Genomic DNA, 17,630 nt, shown 5'->3' on the forward strand with positions numbered 1-17,630 from the left:
GGTCGTCCTCTCCGGCTGCTCAGGCGATGGCTGCTGCGTAGCGGTTGGCGGGGCGGGCGAGACCGAGCAGGCCGCGCAGGGTGTCTGCCCCGTAGGCGTCGCGGAAGCGGCCCCTGCGCTGCAGTTCGGAGACCAGGTCGCGGCTGACGCGGGGCAGGTCGTGACCGGCGACGGCGGGCCGCAGCCGGAACCCGGTCAGTCCGCCGGTCGCCAACTCCTCCAGCAGGTCGGCGAGTTCGGCTGCCGTACCGGTGAAGATCCGGGCGTCGCTGGTGTACGGCTCCCCCGCCAGCGCGTCCAGCCGCTCCCGTCGGGCCTCCGCCTCCGCCCGGCTGTCGTCGAGGAAGATCACGAGGTCACCGAAGATGTGCAGGGGTTCGGTGGCACGGCCCGCCGCCTGCTGCTCGGCGTGGATCTCGGTGACGATCGCGCGGGCCTGCTCCACGTCGTGCGCGGTGACGTAGCCGACGTCGGCCTGGCGGGCGATGAGCCGGTACGGGACGGTCTGGTGCGCGAGGGCGGTGACCAGCGGCTGGCCCTGGGGCGGGCGGGGTGTGATGGAGGGGCCCTTGACGCTGAAGTGGCGGCCCTCGAAGCCGATGTAGTGCAGCTTGTCCCGGTCGATGAAGCGGCCCGTCGCCGCGTCCCGGATCTCGGCGTCGTCCTCCCAGCTGTCCCAGAGCCGGCGCACCACTTCCACGTAGTCGGCGGCCTCGTCGAACAGGTCGGTGATCACATCCTGCGCTGCGGGGCTGTCGTAGGACTCGATCCGGCCGATGGTCCGGCGGCCGAAGTGGGCGGCCTCGTCGGACCGGCCGCTGATCTGCACACGCAGGCCCGCGCGGCCGGTGCTGACGTAGTCGAGGGTGGCGATCGCCTTGGAGATGTGGAACGGCTCGGTGTGGGTGGCCACCACGGTCGGCACCAGGCCCATGTGCCGGGTGAGCGGGGCGACACGGGAGGCGATGAGGACCGCGTCGAGCCGGCCGCGTACCTGGTCGGTGCGGTCGTCGGGGTGGAGGAGGTGCGAGGACTGCGGGCCGAGGCCGTCCTCGATGGTGACGAAGTCGAGCAGGCCGCGTTCGGCCTCGGCGACCAGGGCGGCCCAGTAGCCGGCGGTGAACAGTTCCCGGGGGCGGGCGACCGGCTCGCGCCAGGAGGCGGGATGCCAGCCGGTGCCGTCCAGGGCGACGGCAAGGTGCAGATGAGACAGTGAGGTCGAGGACACGGCGGTGCCTTCCTTGATGTCCGTGTGAACACCGGCTCGCGGGCGGGCGTCGGCGAGGCGAGGGCGAGCGCGGCAGGGGAAGACCCGGGCGGAGGCCGGGAAAGGAGTCAGCGGCGACAGAGCGCGGCGGACACGCGCTGCAGGTCTATGTGCGGCCGGGAGTGCAGACGGACGGAGCGGTACGGGTGCGGGACGGGCAGCGGCAGTACACGTGTCACGCCGTCACCTCCGTCCGTCCGTCCGGCGCGGGCGGCGGGCCTTGTCTGCGGCCGCCTCGCGGATCCCGTCACGACGTACAACGCCCCGCCGGCGCTGTTTGTTCCCGCCCCGCGGACCTGCACGAGGTGTGAGCCGCGGACACGGCTTCCTCCTTCAGGAGTTGTCCAGTGGCAGGCCGGGCGGGTTGATCTCGGACTTGGCCACGGCCTCGTTGGAGAGGTTGTAGGCCTTGAGCCACTTGGCGTACTGGCCTGTCTTGATCAGGTGGTTGACAGCCGCTGCGATCGGCTTGGCGAGGCCGCTGTCCTTCTTGGCGGTGGCGGCGATCAAGCCCTGGAGCGATGCGCCCGCGCCGGAGAAGGTGCCGGCGCTGCGGGTCGCCCTCGGGGTGCCCGCGGTCTTGGCGACGTTGTAGGCGATGCCCGGGTTGGGCCCGAAGAAGGCGTCGATCCTGCCGCTGTCCAGGGCCAGGTACGTGCCGTTGCGGTCCGGGTAGTACTTGACGGTGAGCTTCTTGCCCTCGCTCTGAAGCTTCTTCCTCCACTCCAGGAGGATCTTCTCCTGGTTGGTCCCGGAGCCGACGGAGACGGTCAGCCCGGCGAGCTTCTCGTAGTCGCCGTCGAAGTTCCACGTGCTGGACCTGCGCACCTCGAAGCCGAGGTTGTCCTGCCGGTAGGAGGCGAAGTCGTACTTCTTCTTGCGCTCCTCGGTGTCGGTGACGTTCGAGAAGGCGACGTCGACCTTGCCGCTGTCGATGCCGACGAAGAGGTTCTCCCAGGTGAAGTTTCTGATCTCGGGCTTCAGTCCGAGCACCGCGGCGACCAGCCGGCCGAAGTCGGGTTCGGCGCCGGTGAGGGTCTTCTGGTCGCTGCCGACGTACGCCAGCGGCGCGAAGCCGGCCGGCAGGGCGCCCACACCGATGGTGAGTTTGCCGCTCTTGCGCACGGAGGCGGGCAGCTGCGCGCTGATGGACTTGACCTCGGCGACCTTCAAAGTGGTCTGCTTCGCGGCACCGTTGGAGAGCCGGCCGACGGTCACGCTGCCGGCGGCGTCGGTGGTGGTCGCGGCGTCGCTGTCACCACCGCAGGCGGCGAGCCCGGTGGCGAGGGTGGCGACGGCGGTCGCCGCGGTGATGCCGCGTATCAGGCTGCGTCGGGAAAGGTGGCTGCGCATGGCTGTCCTTGTCGTTCGGGAACTACGGGGGGCTGCGGGGGCCGCAGAGGGGTCACGGGGCAGTCACAGGACACTGCGGAGGAAGTCGCGGGTCCGTTCGTGGCGCGGCTGGTCCAGGACCTCCTCCGGCGGCCCCTGCTCGACGATCCGGCCGCCGTCGATGAAGACGATCCGGTCGGCGACCTCGCGGGCGAAGGCGATCTCGTGGGTGACGATGACCAGGGTGGTGCCGCTGGTGGCCAGGTCCCTGATGACGGAGAGCACCTCGCCGACCAGTTCGGGGTCGAGCGCGGAGGTGGGCTCGTCGAAGAGGATGATGCCGGGGCGCAGTGCGAGGGCGCGGGCGATGGCGACCCGCTGCTGCTGTCCGCCGGACAGCCGGCGCGGGTAGGCGCCGGTACGGTCGCCGAGGCCGACCCGGGTGAGCAGCTCGCGGGCGAGTTCCCGGGCCTCGGGGCGCGTGAGGCGGCCGGTGGCGACGGGCGCGGCGGCGACGTTGTCGAGGGCGGTCAGATGCGGGAAGAGGTTGAAGTTCTGGAAGACGAAGCCGATGCGGCTGCGCTGGGCCAGGATGGCGCGCTCGCTCAGCTCCTTCAGCCGGCCGCCGTTGCCCCGCTTGACGCCGATCAGCTCGCCGTCGACGCTGACCTGGCCGACCTCGGGCTTCTCCAGGTGGTTGACGACCCGCAGCAGCGTGGACTTGCCGGAGCCGGACGGTCCGATGACGACGGTGACCTCGCCGGGGCGCACGGTCAGGTCGATGCCGTCCAGCACGCGATGGCTGCCGTACCACTTGTGGACGCCGTGGATCTCCAGGGCGGCCGGGGTCGTCGGACGTGTGCCGGTGGCGGTCATACGGCGGCCTCCCTGCGCAGCCGGGCCCGGAACTCGGCAAGGCCCGTACGCGCCTTCTGCAGCGGGGTCGGCGGCAGGGTGCGGGTGGCGCCCCGCGCGAAGTACCGCTCGACGTAGAACTGGACGACGGACACGACGCTGGTGAGGATCAGGTACCAGACGGTGGCCACCAGCAGCAGCGGCACGATGTCGCCGGGGTAGGTGCTGCCCATGGTCTGCACGGAGCCGAACAGGTCGAGCAGCGACACGTAGAACACCAGCGAGGTGCTCTTGATCAGGCCGATGAGCTGGTTGACGTAGTTCGGGGTGATGGACCTGAGGGCCTGCGGGAAGACAATCCGGGTGAACTGGTAGCCCTGGGGCAGGCCGAGCGCGGCCGCCGCCTCGTGCTGGCCCTGGTCCACCGAGAGGATGCCGCCGCGGACGACCTCGGCGGCGTACGCGGCCTCGTTGAGGCTGAGCCCGACCACGGCGACCGTCATGTCGGTGGCGAGCCTGGACTCGTCGAAGGTGACGAAGGCGGGGCCGAAGGGGATGCCCAGACTCAACGTCTTGTACAGGGCCGAGAAGTTGTAGAGGAAGATCAGGACGACGATCAGCGGCACCGAGCGGAACAGCCAGGTGTAGGTCCAGCTGACGGCGCGCAGCACCGGGCTGCCGGACTGCCGTCCCAGGGCCAGCAGGATGCCGCCGAAGAGCCCTGCCACCGCGCTGAGGGCGGCGACTTCGAGGGTGACGAGGAGCCCGTCGAGGACGAGGGGCCGCAGGAACCAGTAGCGGAAGCGGTCCCACTGGTAGAACGGGTTGGTGGCCAGTCCGTGCACGATCTGCGCGACGAGCACGACGACGACGGCGGTGGCGATCCACCGGCCGGGCCGGCGCAGCGGCTGAACGCGCTGTGCCGCGAGTGGTTCTGACGGGGCATCGACGGGCGGCGCGTCCACGAGGGAGACGGCGGCGCCTGGGGGTTCGCTCATGGTGGGCTCCGGCTCGAGTCGGACACCCCGGGCCGCGGGCGAGCGGGTGCGGGCCGCGTCGGCACTACGGCACGAGGCGGCGCACGGCAGTGCGCGGGAACCGGGGGCTGGGCGGGTGACGGCGCACCGAGGCGGCGGTGTGCCTCAGGAACGCGGCGCTGGACAGGGCCTGGGGCTGGTCGGGCCCGGCCTGGAACGGGGCGTCAGCCCCGGCGGCGGGCGCAGCCCGGCACGGTACACAGTGCGCTGTTGACACGGAGCAGATCGACGGCGCGGTCGGCGACGAGCAGCCCGGCGTACGACCGTACGCGGCCCTCGGGGCGGCTCACGGCCGTCCTGGGAGCTGCGTGCATGGCGTCACCTGTCACTGTTCCGGCCCCGCGGGGCCCTCGCGCTTACCGAAAACGTCATTCCGGTCCGGTCGTCACCTGGGGCACCCCACCGCGATGCGAGGGTTGCCGGTCAGCGAGCCAGGGCTTGGCGCTGACGCTCATGACCGTTCTGAGCCGCAAGTAAGGCAGTTGTCCGTCCGAATGTCAACGGCCGTCCGGCCAGTGGACGTCAGCCGACCGCGCTCACCTGCGGGAAGCGTCCTCGGCATCCGCGGCATGGCCCGCCCAGTCCAGGATCTGGACGGCGGCTCCGGCGGCCTCCAGGCCCTGGCAACGGCCGTGGTGGCGGCGGGAGATGCCGTCGAGGTCGAGATGGCGGCCGAAGGCCGGATGGGCGGCCAGGCGGCGGGCGTAGGCCCAGAGGACACGGTGGCCGGCGATGCGGTGCACGGCGGAGGCGTCCAGATGACAGCGGTGGACGGTGTCCAACTGCACCAGAGCGACCCACAGTTCGACGTCGGCGGCGGTGAGCCGGCCGTCGACGAGGTACTCCTCGCCGGACAGCCGGTTCTCCAGCCGGCCCAGGGTGTCGAGGAGCGTGTCGAGGGCGGCGGCCCGCTCGGCAGGGCCGGCCCCGGCCCGCCCGGCACGCTGCGCGGCCTCCTCGATCCCTTCGGCACACATCCGCTCGACGGCCTCGATCACCGACTCCAGGCCGCCCGGATACAGGCAGACCCGCCCCTCGTGCGGGAAACGGTCGAGGTCGCGCAGGATGTCGGGGGCGTGGCTGCTGACGATGCGGCCGGACCAGTCGTCGCTGAGCACGGGCCCGAGGGCCGGTCCGGTGTAGTGGTGGGCGCTCGCCTCGTACAGCGGGCGCAGTGCGGAGTGGCCGCCGCCGGGACAGTCCGGGACGGCGGGCAGGAAGGTGACCGGACAGCCGGTGCCCAGGCCGAGAAGGCTGTGTCCGACGGCGAGGCGCAGCCCGGCAGGGCAGGCGGTCGACAGATGGAGCCGGTAGCGGTGCGGCACGGCGTAGTGGCCGCTGCGTGCGTCCCGGCCGAGCCTCCCCCGGAAGACCGGGGCGGTGCGAGGGGCGGACGGGACGGGGGCGAGCGGAGTGATGGACATGCGTCTCCCTGGGTGGTGGACGTGCGGAGGTGCGCACCGGCGGGCGGCGCCGGCCGGTGGGCGCGAGGGGCCCCGGCTCAGCGCTGGTGGCTGATCGCGCTGCAGACGCGCAGCAGGTCGATGTGACGGCGGGAGGTGAGCAGGGCCGCGCGCAACGGCATTCGGCCCGTTCGGCCGGTGACCGCTTCGAGGCGCACCATGATTCCCTACCAGTTCACTAGGATTCCCTGACTGGAGTGTCGATCTGCCTCCGGGCGGCGTCAAGGGGGCGTCCACCCCTGGGACAGGGGCACGTCGGCAACTCCGGGCGGTCGAGCCGGCCCCGGGGACGCAGGGAACGTCCACGTCCAGGGACTCCCGTCAGACAGAACCATGTGACATAGTACTGGCGTGCCGAAACGACTGACCTGCGACGTCGTAGTCGTAGGAGCCGGAATGGTAGGTGCGGCCTGCGCCCTGTACGCCGCCCGCGCCGGCCTCGACGTACGAGTGGTGGACCGTGGCCCGGTGGCCGGCGGCACCACCGGCGCCGGGGAAGGCAACCTGCTCGTCTCCGACAAGGAACCGGGCCCCGAACTCGACCTCGCCCTGCTGTCGGCCCGGCTGTGGGCACGGCTGGGTGACGAACTGGGTGCGGCGGTCGAGTACGAACCCAAGGGCGGCCTGGTCGTCGCCTCCACCCCCGAGACCCTCACCGCGCTGCATGCCTTCGCCGACGGCCAGCGGACCGCCGGAGTCGTGGCCCACCGGGTGTCTGCGGAACAACTTTCCGATCTGGAGCCGCACTTGGCAACCGGCCTGGCGGGCGGCGTGCACTATCCGCAGGACGCCCAGGTCATGCCCGCGCTCGCCGCCGCCCACCTGCTCCGCGCCTGCGGCGCCCGCCTGCACACGGGCTGGACCGTGACCGGGGTGCTGCGCACGGCCGGCGGCGCGGTGGCCGGTGTCCGCACCGACCAGGGCGAGCTGCACGCACCGGCGGTGGTGAACGCGGCCGGCACCTGGGGCGGCGACCTCGCGGCGCTCGCCGGTGTACGCCTGCCGGTGCTGCCGCGGCGCGGCTTCGTCCTGGTCACCGAGCCGTTGCCGCGGATGGTCCGGCACAAGGTGTACGCCGCGGACTACGTGGCGGACGTGGCGAGCGACTCGGCCGCCCTGCGCACCTCCCCGGTGGTGGAGGGCACGGCAGCCGGACCGGTGCTGATCGGCGCCAGCCGGGAGCGGGTCGGGTTCGACCGCTCGCTGTCCCTTCCGGCCATGCGGGCGCTGGCGGCCGGGGCGATCGGGCTGTTCCCGTTCCTGGAGCGGGTACGCGCGCTGCGGACGTACGCGGGCTTCCGGCCGTATCTGCCGGACCACCTGCCGGCGATCGGCCCCGACCCCCGCGCGCCGGGCCTCTTCCACGCGTGCGGACACGAGGGTGCCGGGATCGGACTGGCCACCGGCACCGGGCAGTTGATCGCGCAGACGCTCACCGGGAAGACACCGGAAATGGATCTCACACCGTTCCGTCCGGAGCGGTTCGAGGGACGCGACACCGACGGAGGCGACACCCCGTGAACCCCCTGGAACTGGCCCGGGCCCGGCCGGGCGAGGCCTTCACCGTCACCTTCGACGGCCGCCCCCTCGCCGCCCTGCCCGGGCAGACGGTCGCGGCGGCGCTGTGGGCGGCGGGCGTGACGGCCTGGCGCAGCACCCGCGGTACCGGCCGGCCCCGTGGGGTCTTCTGCGGAATCGGGGTGTGCTTCGACTGCCTGGTGACCGTCAACGGCCGGGCGAACCAGCGGGCTTGCCTGGTGCCGGTGCACCCGGGCGACGTGATCCGCACACAGGAGGGGACGGGACGGGACCATGACTGAGCGAGCGCATCTCGCCGTCGTCGGGGCGGGTCCGGCGGGGCTCGCCGGGGCGCTGGCGGCGGCCGCCCGGGGCGTACGGGTCACGCTGGTCGACGCGGCCGAGCAGGCGGGCGGCCAGTTCTACCGGCAGCCCGCCCGGGCTCTCGGCGCCCGCCGCCCCGAGGCCCTGCACCACCAGTGGCGTACCTGGGAGCGGCTGCGGGACGGCGTCGACCGGCATGTCGCCACCGGACTCATCACCCACCTGACGGATCATCACGTCTGGTGCGTGACGCAGGAGTCGGACTTCTTCACGGTGCACGCCGTGCGCGGCCCCGCACAGGAAGAAGGGGTCACCGTCCGCGCCGACGCCGTGCTGCTCGCCACCGGTGGCTACGAGCGGGTCCTTCCCTTCCCCGGCTGGACGCTCCCCGGTGTCGTCACGGCGGGCGGCGCGCAGGCCATGCTCAAGGGCGGCCTCGTACTGCCCGGCCGCACGGTCGTGGTCGCCGGCACCGGACCGCTGCTGCTGCCGGTGACCACGGGGCTCGCCGCGGCGGGAGCGCGGGTGGCCGCGCTGGTCGAGTCCGCCGACCCGGCGGCCGTACTGCGCCGTGCTCCGGCCCTCGCCGCGGAGCCGGGCAAGCTCGCCGAAGGTGCCTGGTACGCGGGGCAGTTGCTGCGGCACCGGGTGCGCGTACTGCCCCGGCACACTGTGGTGGAGGCGCACGGCGGCGACCGGCTGGAGACGGTCACGGTCGCCGCACTGGAGCGGGACGGGCGGATCAGGCCCGGCAGCGCGCACCGCATCCCGTGCGACACCCTCGCCGTCGGACACGGCATGCTGCCGCACACCGACCTCGCCGAGACCCTCGGCTGCACCCTGACGGGCACGGCCGTACGGGTGGACGACGAGCAGCGCACCGACGTACCCGGGGTGTGGGCCGCCGGGGAGAGCACCGGTGTCGGAGGCGCGGCCCTCGCACTCGCCGAGGGCCACATCGCCGGCCGCTCGATCGCCGCCCGCCTGCACGGCACCGTCCCCGATGCGGGGTCCTGGGCGGCGGCGGCCCGGGCCAGGAACCGGCAGCGGGCGTTCTTCGCGGCACTCGACACGGTGTACGCACCGGCCGCGGGCTGGGCGGAGCGGGTCACGGACGACACGGTGGTGTGCCGGTGCGAGGAGGTCACCGCCGGCGAGGTCCGTACGGCCGCGGGCCCGCTCGGCGCGGGTGATCTGCGCACCGTGAAGCTGCTGACGCGGGCCGGGATGGGCTGGTGCCAGGGCCGCGTGTGCGCGCCCGCGGTGGCCGGCCTGACCGGATGCCCGCTCACTCCCGGGCGCCGGCCGTTCGCACGCCCGGTACCGCTCGGCGTCCTGGCCGGGCTGCCGGAGTCCTGATCCTGCGGCCCGCCCCGGCCAAGTGGCCGTCCGCGTCGCCGCGGCCCCTGTCCATGAACCACACCGCTCAGTACTATGTCACACGTCACCAGATTGGGGATCACGCAATGACCCGCTCACCGCACCGCCCCTGGCGCGGCGTCCTCGTCGCCACCGCCCTCCCCCTGCGCGAGGACCTCTCGGTGGACTACGACCGCTACGCCGAGCACTGCTCGTGGCTGGTCGCGAACGGCTGCGACGGCGTCGTGCCGAACGGCTCGCTGGGCGAGTACCAGGTACTCACCGACGACGAGCGCGCCCGCGTGGTGGAGACGGCCGTGGCGGCGATCGGCGGTGATCGGGTGATGCCGGGCGTCGCCGCCTACGGCTCGGCCGAGGCCCGGCGCTGGGCCGAGCGGGCGGCCGAGGCCGGCTGTGCGTCGGTGATGCTGCTGCCGCCCAACGCCTACCGCGCCGACGAACGTTCCGTCCTCGCCCACTACGCCGAGGTCGCCCGAACGGGCCTGCCGGTGGTGGCGTACAACAACCCGATCGACACCAAGGTCGACCTGGTGCCCGAACTCCTCGCCCGGCTGCACGGCGAGGGCCACATCCACGGCGTCAAGGAGTTCTCCGGCGATGTGCGCCGGGCCTACCGTATCGCCGAACTCGCCCCGGAACTGGACCTGTTGATCGGCGCGGACGACGTCCTGCTGGAGCTCGCGGTGGCGGGCGCCAAGGGCTGGGTGGCCGGATACCCGAACGCACTCCCGCGCACCTCGGTGGAGCTGTACCGTGCCGCGGTGGCCGGGGACCTCACCACCGCACTGCCCCTGTACCGGCAGCTGCACCCGCTGCTGCGCTGGGACTCGAAGGTCGAGTTCGTCCAGGCGATCAAGCTGTCGATGGACGTCGTCGGCCGGTACGGCGGCCCGGTGCGCCCGCCGCGCGTGCCGCTGCTGCCCGAGCAGGAGGCGGCGGTCCGGGCCGCCACCGAGAAGGCCGTAGCCGCAGGGCTCGTCTGAGACGTCCGACAAGGAGGCCGGAGCATGCGCAGCAAGCTCGTCCTGCACGCCGTCGACTCGCACACCGAGGGCATGCCGACCCGCGTGATCACCGGGGGCATCGGGACCGTACCGGGTGCGACGATGAACGAGCGGCGGCTGTACTTCCGTGAACACCGCGACCACGTCAAGCGATTGCTGATGAACGAGCCGCGCGGGCACTCGGCGATGAGCGGTGCGATCCTGCAGCCGCCGACCCGGCCCGACTGCGACTGGGGGGTCATCTACATCGAGGTGTCCGGCTATCTGCCGATGTGCGGGCACGGCACCATCGGGGTCGCCACCGTGCTGGTCGACACCGGCATGGTGGAGGTCGTGGAGCCGGTGACCACCATCCGGCTCGACACCCCGGCGGGACCGGTGGTCGCCGAGGTGGCGGTGGAGGACGGGGCCGCGCGGAGCGTGACCCTGAAGAACGTGCCGTCGTTCGCCGTCGCCCTGGACCGCAAGATCACCCTGCCCGACGGCCGCACGGTCACCTACGACCTCGCCTACGGCGGCAACTTCTACGCGATCCTGCCGCTCGACGCCTTCGGGCTGCCCTTCGACCGCGCCCGCAAGGACGACATCCTCGCGGCCGGTCTGACACTGATGGAGGCGATCAACGCGGAGGCCGAACCGGTGCACCCCGAGGACCCCTCCATCCGCGGCTGCCACCACGTCCATCTCTACGCACCGGGCGCCACCGCACGGCGCTCGCGCCACGCGATGGTCATTCACCCGGGCTGGTTCGACCGCTCCCCGTGCGGCACGGGGACCAGCGCGCGCATGGCGCAACTGCACGCGCGCGGCGAACTTCCGTTGCACACCGAGTTCGTGAACGAGTCGTTCATCGGCACCCGCTTCACCGGCCGGCTGCTGGGCACGACCCAGGTCGCGGGCCGCCCGGCGGTCCTGCCCAGTTTCACCGGCCGCGCATGGATCACCGGTACCGCGCAATACCTCCTTGATCCCACCGATCCCTTCCCGGAGGGTTTCGTCCTCTAGGCCGTCCTCTAGACTCAGCCCGGTGATGCGTGACATGGCACAGAACACGCGGGGCTCGGAGATGCCCGCGCTCCCCCGGCTGGGCGGCCGGCGCAGCAGTTACCGCGAGCGGGTCGCCGACGCGCTGCGCGCCGCGCTGATCGCGGGCGAGCTGCGGCCGGGCGAGGTCTACTCCGCGCCGTCGCTCGCCGCCCGCTTCGGCGTCTCGGCGACGCCGGTGCGGGAGGCGATGCTGGACCTGACCAAGGAGGGCCTGGTCGACACCGTGCCGAACAAGGGCTTCCGGGTCACCGCGGTCTCCGACCAGCAGCTGGACGAGTACACGCACATCCGCGCCCTCATCGAGATCCCGACCGTGGTCGAGCTGGCCCGCACCGCCGACCGCGTCTCACTGGAGGCGCTGCGTCCGGCGGCGCGCGAGATCGTCACCGCGGCGGTGGCGGGCGACCTCATCGCCTACGTGGAGGCCGACACCCGCTTCCACCTCGGCCTGCTGGCCCTGGCGGGCAACGCCCACCTGGTCGAGGTGGTGGCCGACCTGCGCGGCCGCTCCCGCCTCTACGGTCTGACGGCTCTGGTGGAGGCCGGCCGGCTGCTCGCCTCCGCCGAGGAGCACCTGGAACTCCTCGACGCGCTGCTGGAGCGGGACGCGAAGGCCGTACGCGCGATCATGACCCGGCACCTGGGACATGTGCGCAGTCTGTGGGCGGCCGGGGACTGACGGCGGCCGTCCGGCGGTACCGCACATCTCGCGGTGCGCAGGCCACCCGACCTCACTTTTTGCATGATCAGGCGGGTGCCGCAGGACAAGGAGCGGCGATTTTGTGCCGGACCGGGGCGTCCCCGACCATGGCAGGCGTCCCGGCGATCCTGGGACATCTGTTCGATGAGAGGTCCACCCCCCATGCACGTCACCGGAACCGTCCCGCCGCCGGCTCCGGCCCCCTCGGAGAGCCACATGGTTCCCACAGCGGGCAACCCTGGCGACAGCAGCAAGCACGCGCGTCGCTTCGGCCTGCCGGTCGCCACCGCCCTGGTCATGGGCAACATCATCGGCGGCGGCATCTTCCTGCTCCCCGCCTCCATCGCCCCGTACGGCACGGTCAGCCTGGTCGCCTTCGCCGTCCTGACCGTCGGCGCCATCGCGCTGGCCCTGGTCTTCGGCCGGCTCGCCGCGCGCGACCCCCGTACCGGTGGGCCCTACGTCTACGCACGCGAGGCCTTCGGTGACTTCGCCGGCTTCCTCGCCGCCTGGGCGTACTGGATCACCACCTGGGTGTCGAACGCGGCGCTCGCCGTCGCCGCCGTCGGCTACCTGGACGTGCTGGTCCCGGTGGGCGACCACAAGGGGACCGCGTGCCTGGCCGCCCTGGCCCTGCAGTGGCTGCCCGCCCTCGCCAACTTCGCCGGCACCCGGTACGTGGGAGCCGTCCAGCTCGTGTCGACGGTGCTGAAGTTCGTGCCGCTGCTGCTCGTCGCGATCGGCGGCCTGTTCTTCTTCGACCCGTCCCGGCTCGGGCCGTTCAACGCCGGCGGCCACAGCGCCGTCGGCGCCGTCTCCGCCTCCGCCGCCCTGCTGCTGTTCTCCTACCTCGGGGTGGAGTCCGCCGCCGTCAGCGCGGGCGAGGTCCGCGACGCCCGCCGCAACGTGGGGCGCGCCACCGTCATCGGCACCGCGGGCGCCGCGCTGGTCTATCTGCTGGGCACGCTCTCCGTCTTCGGCACGGTCGCGCACGACCGGCTGATGACCTCAACGGCCCCCTTCTCCGACGCCGTGAACACGATGTTCGGCGGCAGCTGGGGCGGTACGGCGGTGGCGCTGGCGGCGCTGGTGTCGATGACCGGGTGCCTGAACGGCTGGACGCTGCTGAGCGCCCAGACCCCGTACGCGGCGGCCAAGGACGGCCTGTTCCCGGCCGCCTTCGCCCGCCGCCGCCGGGGTGTGCCGACGGTCGGCGTCGCCGTCACGGTCGTCCTCTCCTCCCTCCTGACCGCGTACAACTACCTGTCGGGCTCGGCGAAGGTCTTCGACGTCCTGGTCCTCGTCACCACCTTCACCGCCACCGTGCCGTACCTGCTGGCGACGGCCGCGCAGCTCTTCCACCTGGTCTCCGGCAGGTCGGTGGACCGCGCGCGCCTGGTGCGGGACTCGGTGATCACCGCGGTCGCGGCCGCCTTCTCCCTCTGGCTGATGGCCGGCGCCGGCTACGCGGCGGTGTACCAGGGCGCGCTGTTCCTGTTCGCGGGCGTCATCGTCTACGCGGTGCTGGCGGCCCGGCAGCAGCGCCGGCCCGCGGAGTCGGCGGAAGCGGTGTCCCCCGTCCGGTAGACCGGCGGCATCCGGTGACGCGGCGGGACGATCCCCGGTGCCGGCCCTCCAGGGGCGCTGCGGCCTCGGCGCGGGCAAGGGCTTCGGTGTGCGCAGGCGGAGGAGGACCGCGACGGTGGCGAGCGCGGCGGCGACCCCTGCCACCAGCAGGCTGGTGTGCAGCCCGGTGACGAAGCCGGAGCGGGTGATGTCCCGGGCGGCCGATGTCCCGGCGCGGGCGTCGAGCAGGGAGCCGAGCACGGCGATGCCCAGGTCCGTACGCACCGGGCGGGTGGCGTCGACCGTGGCAGCGGCCACGCCCGACCGCTCCCGGGGGACGGCGGCCATGGCGGCCGCGGGGGCGGCCGAGGTAGTCGGCGAGGTACGCCTTCGCCCGGGTGAGGCGGTCGATCTGCTCGTCCATGGCGGTCATGCGGCCCGGTGCGGTGTTCCGCCAGCGACCGGTCTCGGTCCGGCCGGCCGGCACCGTCGCGATCTCGTCCAGGCTCATCAGCCCGCTCTCCCGCCAGATCCGGATGAGCGCGATCCGGCGGAGCTGCTCGGGGCCGTGGAGTCGCCGCCCCGACCGGCGTGCCGCCGGCTGGAGGATCCCGCGGTCCTCCCAGTGGCGCAGGGCGGGGGTGGCCAACCCCAGCCGCGCCGTGACCTGCGGACCCGGACCTCGGAGGTCCGGGTCCCCGCCGTGGCAGGTCAGGCGGTGGTGCTGTGCGCCAGAGCGCGGGCCTTGCCCGCCCACTCCCCCATGCATGTGATGGCCGAGGTCATCTGCTTCACCGCGGCGGAGATGTCCTTCACCGGCTTGCGGAGGTGGCGGCTCACCAGCACCATGCCGTCCGCGGACGTGCCGAAGAAGGCGAGCTGCGCCAGGCCTTCCTGAGCGGACTCGTCCAGGGCCATGAGCTGCTCCAGGAACTCCTGCGCCCCCTCGCCGCGCTCGTCGGGCGGAGTGACCTCGATGAGTCCCAGTGAGGCCCTCACCCCGCTGTCCAGGGTCGCCATCCGCTCCGCGAACGCCCCCGCCACAGCCTTCAGTTCCCCGGCCGGCGCGCTGATCGACTGCGCGTACCGGGCCACCGCCGCGAGCCGTGCGCCGGCGGGCGCGTTCGCCTGGGTGAGATCGAGCATCTCGGTGTTGGACTGTTCGGTCAGCGCTCCGATCGTCTCGATCGTCTTGCTGATCGCCTCCATGTCCGCGGTCATCTCACCCAGCCCGTCCTCGATCGCGGCGAAGTCGTCGAGCAATCCGGGCGAGTCCTCGTCCTCCGCGCTCTCGGCCTCCCTGGAGGACGGTCCGTCGACGGTGGTGAGTCCGCGCAGCACCCGCGCCGGGGTGAGCAGTTCGAAGCCGTCCCGGATCCCGGCTTCCAGCGCGCTCTCGATCTCCTTGCGCGCGCCGGCCAGGTGGCTGCGCGCCCGTTGGTAGCGGATCGTCCTGATCGACGCGATGTCGAAGGGCAGCTGCCCGGCCTCCCCGATGTGGATCGTCGGTTTTCCGGTGATGTGACGCAGTCCCAGCTCGTACATCACGTTGGGGTTGCCGCCGCTGACGTCCGCGATGACCAGATCGGACTCGATGACATGCCGGCAGATCTGCTCGTTGATGTCACCGGCGTGCGTGATGCCGTCGGCGCGTACGGCGGTGATCCCGTGCCTCTCGCAGGCGGGGGCGATCACCTGCTCGAAGATCCCGAGGTGGTGCTCGTACGCCTCACGCTCGGGGCTGCCGTGCGCGGCGTACGGGTCGCCGATGGGGCCGATGACGAAACACGTACGGGGCTGGTCGGGCTCCTGCCGAAGAGCCAGTGACGCGATCATTCGGAATCCTCCGTTCCACGGGGGTGGGGTTCGTCGAGCCGGTCGGCGTCCGTGGCGCCGGCTTCCAGGTCGACGGCGTACACCGGCCGCTCCTCGATGCCGAGGGAGCGCAACAGGTACGCGGTCGGGATGCGGTAGCGCCGGCCGAGGCGCAGCACGGGGCAGGGGAACGTGCCGAGGCGGATCAGCTTGTACGCGGTACCGGGGCAGACCCCGAAGGCGCGGGCAGCGGTGCGCAGGTCGACGCTCAAGGGCAGGTCGAAGGCCTCTGCGAAGCCCAGAGGCGGGCCGGACCGCGCGCTCACCGCCGGGCTCCCACGGGGCGCAGCACCAGCGTGCCGATGAGGTCGGCCTCCTCGTGACGGCGGGCCCGGAACACCAGCTCGGGCAGGCCCGTGCAGGGGGCCGGCGCTTCCAGACGCTCCCCTTCCCGCCGGGCGCGCGACTCGGCGAAGCGGAGCGTCGCGGCCAGTCCGTCGCGGCGGGGCGGGGGCGTCAGGTGCAGTTCCCACCCGTCGGCCGGCCGCGGTTGCCCTTCCGGCGGGGCTGTGACGTTGCGGGCGTCGGCGAAGGCGGCGATGTCCGCGACGGGAACCTCCCGCCTGATGCGGTTCGCGTAGGCCCACATCCGGTTCACCGCATCCTTGATCATCCGGCCGGGGTCCGGGCGGTCGGGATCCGCCGCGTCGAGGGCGGCGAGCAGGGCCAGTACGGCCTCCGCCTCCAGGTCGGCCCGCTCGACCCTGCATTGGCGCAGGATCCGGTGCAGGTTGCGGTACAGCCCGGGCAACGCCAGCCAGACGACGAGCAGTCGGCCCGTCCCGTCGCCTCCCCCGGGCTCCCGCCGGGCCTCGGTGACCGCCTGCCGCCAGACCGCCTGCCGCAGGGCGTCGTCGCGTCGCGGCCCGTACAGTGCCGTCCTGCCCCCGTGCGGTGACAGGCGCACCGCGCGGTCGCCGACACGCACGACGAGGGACGGCCGTACGTCGTCCTGCGCTGCCATGAGGCGCTCCTCGATCAGGGCGAAGACGCCCCGGGACTCAGTCGATGTCATCGCTCCTCCTGTCCGGCCTCGGCGGACCGGCCGCCGACAGCGCCGACAGCGCCGCCATCGCCCGCGCGCAGGCGCGTGCCAGGGCGGCCAGCGCGGATCGCACGGACGCGTGCCGCGTCGCCGAGACCGAGCGCGCCCGCTCGTTCCGGGACTGGGCCGCGGTGCCTGTCGAGGTCGCCGGGTAGATGTTGATCGTGCCGTGCACGTCGCCGCCGACGTTCACCCCGAAGTCCGCCCACTGGGTGCCGTCCCCGCGGAGGGCCGTCACCGGACATGGCCGGGGCCGGCGGGCGGGAGGTTCTCGGGCAGTCCGAGGGTGATGCCGCCGAAGACGTCTCGGCCGACGGCGACGCCCTGGTGGACGTACTGGGAGCGGGCGGCGCCGGTCGCTCTGCCCGGGGTGAGCGGCTCCGGTGCGGGCTGCGAGCCGCTCACCCCCTCCACGGCCGGCCGCACCTCCTCCGGCCCGTAATTCGGCACGCGGATCCAGCCGTACCCGCCGAAGTCCTTCACCCGCACGTGGGTCCGGACGTACTGGGCGGGGTCCAGGTCGGGGTGCCCGGACCGCACGACGTCCTGGTACAGCCGGTCCGACACGATGACGGCGAGATCCGCCGAGGTGAGGGCGACCAGTACGGCCTTCAGCTGGGGCGCGCTCGCATAGCGTGCCACGGCGACCGGTGCGGGTCCGGCGTGGCCGAGGGCGGCGTCCGCGACGACACCGGTGTCGACGGCCAGCCGCAGTCTGATGCGCGGGGCGGCCCGACGGGCGTTGAGGGCGCCGAGGCGGGCCGCCAGGTGGTGCACGAAGGGCCCCAGCACGGCGGCTTCCGGTGTGGCCTCGGGGAGAACGGCGAACTCCTGGTCGCCTTGCGGCTGGCGGGCCCAGGCGGCCCGGTCCAGTCCGGTCAGCGCCGCCGCCTCGTCCAGCAGCCGGACCAGGCGGGACTGGACTGCCGACTGGGTCCGGGTGTCGAGGCGGCTGTACTGCTCCATGTCCGCCGCCAGGCACAGCCGACGGTGCGGGACGACGTCCCGCGGCCGGGCCGAGGAGGGTTCGTTCACAACAACTCGCCGCCTTTCCAGGGTGGTTGGGTGCGGTGCACGCCAACTGTGCGAGAGAGGAACGGAGCCGTCGAACCAACCGCATTAATGCGGCTTTGTGGCCTTGGACCTAGGGGGTGTCGTCTGGATCGGGCCGGCCGTGACGAGCGGTGCCGGCCGGCCGACGCCGGGATGATCCGAAC

Annotated in this window: 21 protein-coding genes and 1 riboswitch; of the genes, 7 read left to right on the top strand and 14 right to left on the bottom strand. The window is 72.9% G+C overall.

The features are described 5' to 3' along the window. Positions 1–19: 19 nt before the first annotated feature. The 8 genes from ACZ41I_RS36635 to ACZ41I_RS36670 all read right to left on the bottom strand — a co-directional run bounded on the left by ACZ41I_RS36635 (position 20) and on the right by ACZ41I_RS36670 (position 6,115). Positions 20–1,228, bottom strand: coding sequence for an LLM class flavin-dependent oxidoreductase (locus tag ACZ41I_RS36635; RefSeq protein ID WP_468516177.1), 1,209 nt, complete (start codon positions 1,226–1,228; stop codon positions 20–22). A gap of 107 nt (positions 1,229–1,335) precedes the next feature. After that, the gene (locus tag ACZ41I_RS36640) at positions 1,336–1,446 is read right to left on the bottom strand and encodes a putative leader peptide (RefSeq protein ID WP_363219424.1); all 111 of its coding nucleotides are present in this window, start codon (positions 1,444–1,446) and stop codon (positions 1,336–1,338) included. A 154-nt stretch (positions 1,447–1,600) separates the two neighbouring features. Continuing rightward, a complete protein-coding gene (locus ACZ41I_RS36645; protein ID WP_468516178.1) occupies positions 1,601–2,620 on the bottom strand; it encodes an ABC transporter substrate-binding protein in 1,020 nt (339 codons plus the stop codon). 63 nt (positions 2,621–2,683) lie between these two features. Further along, positions 2,684–3,475, bottom strand: a complete 792-nt coding sequence (locus ACZ41I_RS36650; RefSeq protein WP_468516179.1) for an amino acid ABC transporter ATP-binding protein — start codon at positions 3,473–3,475, stop codon at positions 2,684–2,686. Beyond that, positions 3,472–4,452, bottom strand: a complete 981-nt coding sequence (locus tag ACZ41I_RS36655; protein WP_468516180.1) for an amino acid ABC transporter permease — start codon at positions 4,450–4,452, stop codon at positions 3,472–3,474. Before ACZ41I_RS36655 ends, ACZ41I_RS36650 begins: the two co-directional genes overlap by 4 nt. Before the next feature lie 203 nt (positions 4,453–4,655). Then, positions 4,656–4,805: a hypothetical protein gene (locus ACZ41I_RS36660; protein ID WP_468516181.1), complete on the bottom strand. Its 150-nt coding sequence runs from the start codon at positions 4,803–4,805 to the stop codon at positions 4,656–4,658. Positions 4,806–4,838: 33 nt separating this feature from the next. Continuing rightward, a riboswitch (SAM riboswitch) is annotated at positions 4,839–4,950 on the bottom strand. A gap of 77 nt (positions 4,951–5,027) precedes the next feature. After that, positions 5,028–5,915, bottom strand: a complete 888-nt coding sequence (locus tag ACZ41I_RS36665) for a glutathione S-transferase C-terminal domain-containing protein (protein ID WP_468516182.1) — start codon at positions 5,913–5,915, stop codon at positions 5,028–5,030. Between the two features lie 77 nt (positions 5,916–5,992). Further along, complete coding sequence (locus ACZ41I_RS36670; protein WP_363219430.1) at positions 5,993–6,115, bottom strand: hypothetical protein; 123 nt, start codon at positions 6,113–6,115, stop codon at positions 5,993–5,995. A 190-nt stretch (positions 6,116–6,305) separates the two neighbouring features. On the opposite strand from ACZ41I_RS36670, the gene ACZ41I_RS36675 reads away from it, so the two are divergent. The 7 genes from ACZ41I_RS36675 to ACZ41I_RS36705 all read left to right on the top strand — a co-directional run bounded on the left by ACZ41I_RS36675 (position 6,306) and on the right by ACZ41I_RS36705 (position 13,514). Next, complete coding sequence (locus tag ACZ41I_RS36675) at positions 6,306–7,475, top strand: NAD(P)/FAD-dependent oxidoreductase (RefSeq protein ID WP_468516183.1); 1,170 nt, start codon at positions 6,306–6,308, stop codon at positions 7,473–7,475. Beyond that, a complete protein-coding gene (locus tag ACZ41I_RS36680) occupies positions 7,472–7,774 on the top strand; it encodes a (2Fe-2S)-binding protein (RefSeq protein WP_363219432.1) in 303 nt (100 codons plus the stop codon). The genes ACZ41I_RS36675 and ACZ41I_RS36680 overlap by 4 nt, the downstream gene beginning before the upstream one ends. Then, entirely contained in the window at positions 7,767–9,155 is a 1,389-nt protein-coding gene (locus ACZ41I_RS36685; RefSeq protein ID WP_468516184.1) for an FAD-dependent oxidoreductase, read from the top strand. The genes ACZ41I_RS36680 and ACZ41I_RS36685 overlap by 8 nt, the downstream gene beginning before the upstream one ends. Before the next feature lie 107 nt (positions 9,156–9,262). Beyond that, on the top strand, positions 9,263–10,159 hold the full coding sequence (locus ACZ41I_RS36690) for a dihydrodipicolinate synthase family protein (protein WP_363219434.1): 897 nt from the start codon (positions 9,263–9,265) through the stop codon (positions 10,157–10,159). A 24-nt stretch (positions 10,160–10,183) separates the two neighbouring features. Beyond that, positions 10,184–11,185: a proline racemase family protein gene (locus ACZ41I_RS36695; protein ID WP_399765466.1), complete on the top strand. Its 1,002-nt coding sequence runs from the start codon at positions 10,184–10,186 to the stop codon at positions 11,183–11,185. Positions 11,186–11,219: 34 nt separating this feature from the next. Further along, entirely contained in the window at positions 11,220–11,906 is a 687-nt protein-coding gene (locus ACZ41I_RS36700) for a GntR family transcriptional regulator (RefSeq protein ID WP_468516185.1), read from the top strand. 183 nt (positions 11,907–12,089) lie between these two features. Next, positions 12,090–13,514: an amino acid permease gene (locus ACZ41I_RS36705; protein WP_468516186.1), complete on the top strand. Its 1,425-nt coding sequence runs from the start codon at positions 12,090–12,092 to the stop codon at positions 13,512–13,514. Here ACZ41I_RS36705 and ACZ41I_RS36710 read toward each other — a convergent pair. Genes ACZ41I_RS36710 through ACZ41I_RS36735 form a run of 6 tightly spaced genes read right to left on the bottom strand, consistent with a single transcriptional unit; the run spans position 13,435 to position 17,448 of the window. Beyond that, complete coding sequence (locus ACZ41I_RS36710) at positions 13,435–14,262, bottom strand: MerR family transcriptional regulator (protein ID WP_468516187.1); 828 nt, start codon at positions 14,260–14,262, stop codon at positions 13,435–13,437. The genes ACZ41I_RS36705 and ACZ41I_RS36710 overlap by 80 nt on opposite strands. Then, complete coding sequence (locus ACZ41I_RS36715) at positions 14,205–15,329, bottom strand: hypothetical protein (protein ID WP_468516188.1); 1,125 nt, start codon at positions 15,327–15,329, stop codon at positions 14,205–14,207. Before ACZ41I_RS36715 ends, ACZ41I_RS36710 begins: the two co-directional genes overlap by 58 nt. Further along, complete coding sequence (locus ACZ41I_RS36720) at positions 15,326–15,634, bottom strand: helix-turn-helix domain-containing protein (RefSeq protein WP_363217387.1); 309 nt, start codon at positions 15,632–15,634, stop codon at positions 15,326–15,328. Before ACZ41I_RS36720 ends, ACZ41I_RS36715 begins: the two co-directional genes overlap by 4 nt. Beyond that, positions 15,631–16,383 (bottom strand): hypothetical protein, encoded by a 753-nt coding sequence (locus tag ACZ41I_RS36725; RefSeq protein WP_399765480.1) that lies wholly within the window; start codon positions 16,381–16,383, stop codon positions 15,631–15,633. The genes ACZ41I_RS36720 and ACZ41I_RS36725 overlap by 4 nt, the downstream gene beginning before the upstream one ends. Further along, positions 16,370–16,651, bottom strand: a complete 282-nt coding sequence (locus tag ACZ41I_RS36730) for a hypothetical protein (protein WP_468516189.1) — start codon at positions 16,649–16,651, stop codon at positions 16,370–16,372. The genes ACZ41I_RS36725 and ACZ41I_RS36730 overlap by 14 nt, the downstream gene beginning before the upstream one ends. Continuing rightward, a complete protein-coding gene (locus ACZ41I_RS36735) occupies positions 16,648–17,448 on the bottom strand; it encodes a hypothetical protein (RefSeq protein WP_468318928.1) in 801 nt (266 codons plus the stop codon). The genes ACZ41I_RS36730 and ACZ41I_RS36735 overlap by 4 nt, the downstream gene beginning before the upstream one ends. Between the last annotated feature and the right edge of the window lie 182 nt (positions 17,449–17,630).

It is taken from the genome of Streptomyces sp. NPDC030799, assembly GCF_055572255.1.